General features: G+C 67.7%; 6 protein-coding genes and 1 pseudogene. 2 read left to right on the forward strand and 5 right to left on the reverse strand.

Annotated features, from left to right (window positions below; genetic code table 11):
• Nucleotides 1-265 (reverse strand): molybdopterin cofactor-binding domain-containing protein (locus tag Q0379_RS13460; protein WP_299009552.1); only part of this gene is annotated, 265 nt, incomplete at its 3' end.
• A gap of 135 nt (nucleotides 266-400) precedes the next feature.
• Nucleotides 401-523: pseudogene (locus Q0379_RS24230) on the reverse strand (hypothetical protein); the annotation flags it as partial.
• Between Q0379_RS24230 and Q0379_RS13470 the strand changes: the two are divergent.
• Nucleotides 505-1377, forward strand: coding sequence for an efflux RND transporter permease subunit (locus tag Q0379_RS13470; protein ID WP_299009558.1), 873 nt, complete (start codon nucleotides 505-507; stop codon nucleotides 1375-1377). The pseudogene Q0379_RS24230 and the gene Q0379_RS13470 overlap by 19 nt on opposite strands.
• 133 nt (nucleotides 1378-1510) lie before the next feature.
• Nucleotides 1511-1849, forward strand: coding sequence for a PilZ domain-containing protein (locus Q0379_RS13475; RefSeq protein ID WP_299009560.1), 339 nt, complete (start codon nucleotides 1511-1513; stop codon nucleotides 1847-1849).
• A 30-nt stretch (nucleotides 1850-1879) separates the two neighbouring features.
• Here Q0379_RS13475 and Q0379_RS13480 read toward each other — a convergent pair whose 3' ends face one another.
• The 3 genes from Q0379_RS13480 to Q0379_RS13490 all read right to left on the reverse strand — a co-directional run.
• Nucleotides 1880-2857 (reverse strand): transglutaminase family protein, encoded by a 978-nt coding sequence (locus Q0379_RS13480; protein WP_299009563.1) that lies wholly within the window; start codon nucleotides 2855-2857, stop codon nucleotides 1880-1882.
• 73 nt (nucleotides 2858-2930) lie between these two features.
• Nucleotides 2931-3878, reverse strand: coding sequence for an alpha-E domain-containing protein (locus Q0379_RS13485; RefSeq protein WP_066681020.1), 948 nt, complete (start codon nucleotides 3876-3878; stop codon nucleotides 2931-2933).
• On the reverse strand, nucleotides 3875-4593 hold a 719-nt coding region (locus tag Q0379_RS13490), incomplete at its 5' end, for a circularly permuted type 2 ATP-grasp protein (protein ID WP_299009570.1). The genes Q0379_RS13485 and Q0379_RS13490, both read right to left, overlap by 4 nt.

Consider the following 4593-nt stretch of genomic DNA (forward strand, 5'->3'; position numbering starts at 1 on the left):
CGGGCGCGGTCTCCAGGATCACCGTGCGGATCGGCGGCATGTCCATCGACAGCGGCATCTTGTAGTCGACGAAGTTGGCGTTGAGCGAGCGGCCGGTCTTCAGGTCGATCTGGTAGTCCTCGTACAGCGTGTGGCCGATGCCCTGCTGGATGCCGCCCTCGATCTGGCCTTCGATGCCGAGCCGGTTGAGCACGCGCCCGACGTCATGAGCGCCGGTGACCTTGAGCAGGCGCACGATGCCGGTGTCGGTGTCCGAGGCGATCACCAGTGTCGGTGCGTTCGCGGCCGAGACCAGCATCGCGCTGCCGGTATCGCTGGCCGGCCCGGAGCTCCTGCTGGTGCTGGCGATGACGATGGTCGGCGCCGCGATCACTTCGTTGGTGACCTTCGCGGTCCACTTCTCGGTGCCGGTCGCCGCGTCCAGCGCGATGACGCCGCCGTCGAGCGTGCCCTCGCGCTCGCCAAAATCGATTTTGCAGACGGACGAACCGGAAAGGTCCTGCCATGAGAGCCCTCGTTGAATTGTTCCTCCGGCGCCCGGTCTTTACCTGGGTGCTCGTCCTCGGGGTCGTGGTTCTCGGGCTCACCGGCCTCGCAAAGATGCCGATCGAGCGCTTCCCGAACATCGACATTGCCTATGTCTCGGTGACGATCCAGGCGCCGGGCCTCTCTGCGGAGCAGGTCGAAACGGAGATCGCCCAGCGCGTGGAGGACCTGCTGAAGCTGGTCGAGCTGGAAGGCCTGGGCCAACGCTATCCCTCACAGCTTTCGGGCGGCCAGCGCCAGCGTGTCGCCTTGTCGCGCGCCCTGGCCGTGCAGCCGAGCGTGCTGCTGCTCGACGAGCCGTTCGGGGCGCTGGACGCCACGGTCCGCAAGTCGTTGCGCCGCGAGCTGCGCCGCGTGCATGACGCCACGGGCGTGACCACGATCTTCGTCACCCACGACCAGGAAGAGGCGCTGGAACTGGCCGACCGGGTCGCGATCCTGAACCAGGGACGCATCGAGCAGATCGGCACGCCCGACCAGGTGCACGACCAGCCGGCCTCGGCCTTCGTCTGCGGCTTCGTCGGCGAGGCCAACAGCTTCGAAGGACAAGTCAACGGCGGCCGGTTCAACGCCGGCGCCCTGGCCTTGCCGGCGTCGGGCGTTCGAGACGGCGCGGCGATGGCGTATGTGCGGCCGCACGATTTCGTGCTGGACGACGCCGGCTTCGAGGTGCGCGTCGATCGGGCGCACGTGCAAGGCGCCCTGACGACCGTCAACGCGACGACGCTTGATGGTCGGCGGATCGAGATCAGCGCCTCGCGGGCCGAGGCGGCCCATTTCCAGGGCGCGGTCCGCGTGGCGGCGCGCAAGGCGCACGTCTACGCCGCTTAGCGCCTGCCTGTTGTCCTGGACCTAAATCTCGAAAACCCGGTTTGGTGAATGCGCCGCTGGGCGCAGACGAAATATCAAGGGTTACGGTAAACTCTCTCGCCGACTCGGCAGAAGTTTTGAAGGTCTTAGGTCTATGGTCGAGCCCTCGGGCGCGGAGCGTCGCGCGCATCCTCGGATGCCGGCGGCGCGCAAAATCTACATCGTCGACGATCCGCGTTCGTGGAAGTGCTCGCTGCTGGACATCGCCGAGCGCGGCGCGCGCTTGTCGACAGCTGGCATCACGCCGCCGCCGGACCGGTTCATCTTCGTCGACGCCGGCGGACGCCGCGTGCACCTGGCGGAGGTGGTCTGGCGCTCGTCGGTCGAGGCGGGCGTGCAGTTCCTGGAGACCAGCCGCATCGGTCCGCGCGCCGGCGGCGCCGCGGGGGCTCTGGACATCGCCCGGCGTTTCGCCGCGACGCTTCCGGCTTGATGTTCGGCGGCGGCCCAGCCGCCGCCGCGCCTACTGCTGCTGTTGTTGCTGCTGTTGGTGCATGTCCTCGCGGACGGCGGTCGGCCGGCGACGGCCGCCCGCGAAGTTCGGCCGGGCCATGCGCAGGAATTCCGGCTCGGCCATGGCCGCCCGCGCCCTCCGCACGCTGACGCCAACCGCCAGCTGGCTCTCGGAATCGCCCTTGTAGACCCCGCGCGACGGCGTCACGTCCGCGTAATCGCGACCCACGGCGACGGCGACGTGCCGCTCGCCGGCCATCATGTTGTTCGTCGGGTCGAAGCCGACCCAGCGCAGGCTGGGCAGAAACACCTCCACCCAGGCGTGGGTCGCGTCCGGATCGGAACGGTCGCCAGCCTCGCGGTCGGTGAACAGATAGCCCGAGACATAGCGCGCGGGCACGCCCCAGCCGCGACAGACCGCCAGCATGATGTGGGCGAAGTCCTGGCAGACGCCTCGGCCGGCGCTCAGCGCCAGGTCGATCGGGCTGTCTGCGTCCGTAACGCCCGGCTGGTACTCAAAGGCGCTGTAGATCGTCTCCGATAGGGTTCGCACGGCCGTCAGGGGATCCTTGCGCCGAAGGGCCTCGAGATCGTGCTCGTTGATGAAGGTCTGCAGCGCCTCGGTCGTCTGGACGAAGCCATGCGGCCGCAGGAAGTCGAAACACTCGCCGCGCACGAACTCGCTGCGCATCCGGTCCCACTCGCCCATGTCGAGGTGGTCCGGCCGCTCGGGCGGTGGCTCGGTCTCGACGGCGGAACGGGCCACGATGGTCAGATTGTCGTGCGGCTGGGGGACGTCGAAGTGATAGACGGCGTTGCCGAAGCTGTCGGCGTACGAGAACACCTGGGCGGCGGGCTCCAGGTCCAGCTCAAAGCTGACCAACCGCTGGCGCGCGGTCTTCTGGGGTTGCATCCACAGCTCCATCAGGCTTTCCCGCACCGGGCGCTCGTAGTGGTACTGGGTGACGTGGCGGATTTCGAGCAGCAAGGCGAGATTCCTTAGTTGGTCGCGTGACGGGCGCCGAAACCGCGGACACTTTCGGCTGTCACGCTCCGGCCCCCTAAGCCGGCAGGCGCATTTCAAGCGGATAGGCCACGAAGGTCTCGTAGATCGCTTCGTGGATGCGGGCGCACTCGTTGACGACGGTGGTCAGCAGCGGTCCGGCGCCGACGGCCTTGAGCTCATCGACGTCGGCATACTGCAGGCGCGCCTTCAGCCGTCCGGCCAGGCGTTCTGGGCCAGCGCGCTCGCCGGCCGAGACGCTGCGGGTGAGGGCGGTCAGGTGCTGCTCGATCTGAGCGGTGGCAAAACGGATCGAGCGCGGGAAATCCTCGTCAAAGACCAAGAACTCCAGGATGTGCCGCGGCTCGATCTCGGCGGTGTAGACACGCAGATAGGGCTCCAAGGCGCAGGCCATGCGCAACACGCTGACCAGGGCCACGTGATCGTCCAGTCGGCCGTGGCGCGGGGAGTCGGCGAAGCAGACTTCCAAGAGGCGCGAGACTAGCTGGGCGCGCTCCATGTAGGCGCCCAGCATCATGAACCGCCAGCTCTCGCCGTGGCTCATGGTGGTGTCAGCCGCGCCCTTGAATAGGTGAAGGTCGGCGATGACGTCGTGCAGGAAGTTTGTCGAGCTGTCGGAGAACTCCTTGGCCGCGCGGGCGTCGGTGACCTTCAGATAGAGCAGGTTTAGTCGCTCCCAGGTCTCTGTCGTGATCTGGTCACGAACCTGGCGGGCGTTCTCGCGAGCGCGGGCCAGCGAAGAGACCACGGAATTGGGGTCCTGGCGGTCGAGCACCAGCTTCTGGGCCGCCTCGAACGAGGCGACGCCGGCGCCGTCGCCGGGCTCTCCGACCGCGGCCATGGCGATCCAGACCGCGTGGGCGCCCGCATCCGTCTGGTCCAGCGTGGCGTTCAGCATGACGCTGGACAGGCGCGAGAGGTGCTCGGCGCGTTCGATGTATCGGCCCAGCCAGTAGAGGCTGTCGGCGACCCGAGCCAGCATCATGGGCGGACGCTCCCGTTGCCTGGACCATGTTCCTCGGCCAGGACCCAGGTGTCCTTGGAGCCGCCGCCCTGGCTGGAATTGACCACCAGCGAGCCGCGTTTCAACGCGACGCGGGTGAGGGCGCCGGGCGTGACGATCGTCTTCTCTCCAGACAGGATGAAGGGGCGCAGGTCGACGTGACGCGGCTCGATCCGGCCGTCGACCAGGCAGGGCGCGGTCGAGAGCTGGATGGTCGGCTGGGCGATGTAGTTCTCGGGATCGGCCTTGATCGCCTCGGCGAAGGCCTCGCGCTCGGACTGAGAGGCGTGCGGCCCGACCAGCATGCCGTAGCCGCCGGACGCGCCGACCGCCTTGACCACCAGCTTATCGAGATTGGCCAGCACGTGGTTCAGCTGGCGGGGCTCGCGGCAGAGATAGGTCTCGATATTGGGCAGGATGGCGTCCTCGCCCAGGTAGTAGCGGATGATGTCGGGGACGTAGGCGTAGACGGCCTTGTCATCGGCGACGCCGGTGCCTGGCGCGTTGCAGATCACGACGTTGCCGGCCCGATAGGCGTTGAACAGTCCCGCCGCGCCCAGGGAAGAATCGCGGCGGAAGGTGAGGGGGTCGATGAAGTCGTCGTCGACCCGCCGATAGATCACGTCCACGCGGCGCAGGCCCGTCGTGGTGCGCATGTAGACCATGTTCTCGTGCACCACGAGATCGCGGCCCTCAA

The sequence above is a fragment of the uncultured Caulobacter sp. genome (assembly GCF_937900395.1).
Lineage (GTDB): Bacteria > Pseudomonadota > Alphaproteobacteria > Caulobacterales > Caulobacteraceae > Caulobacter.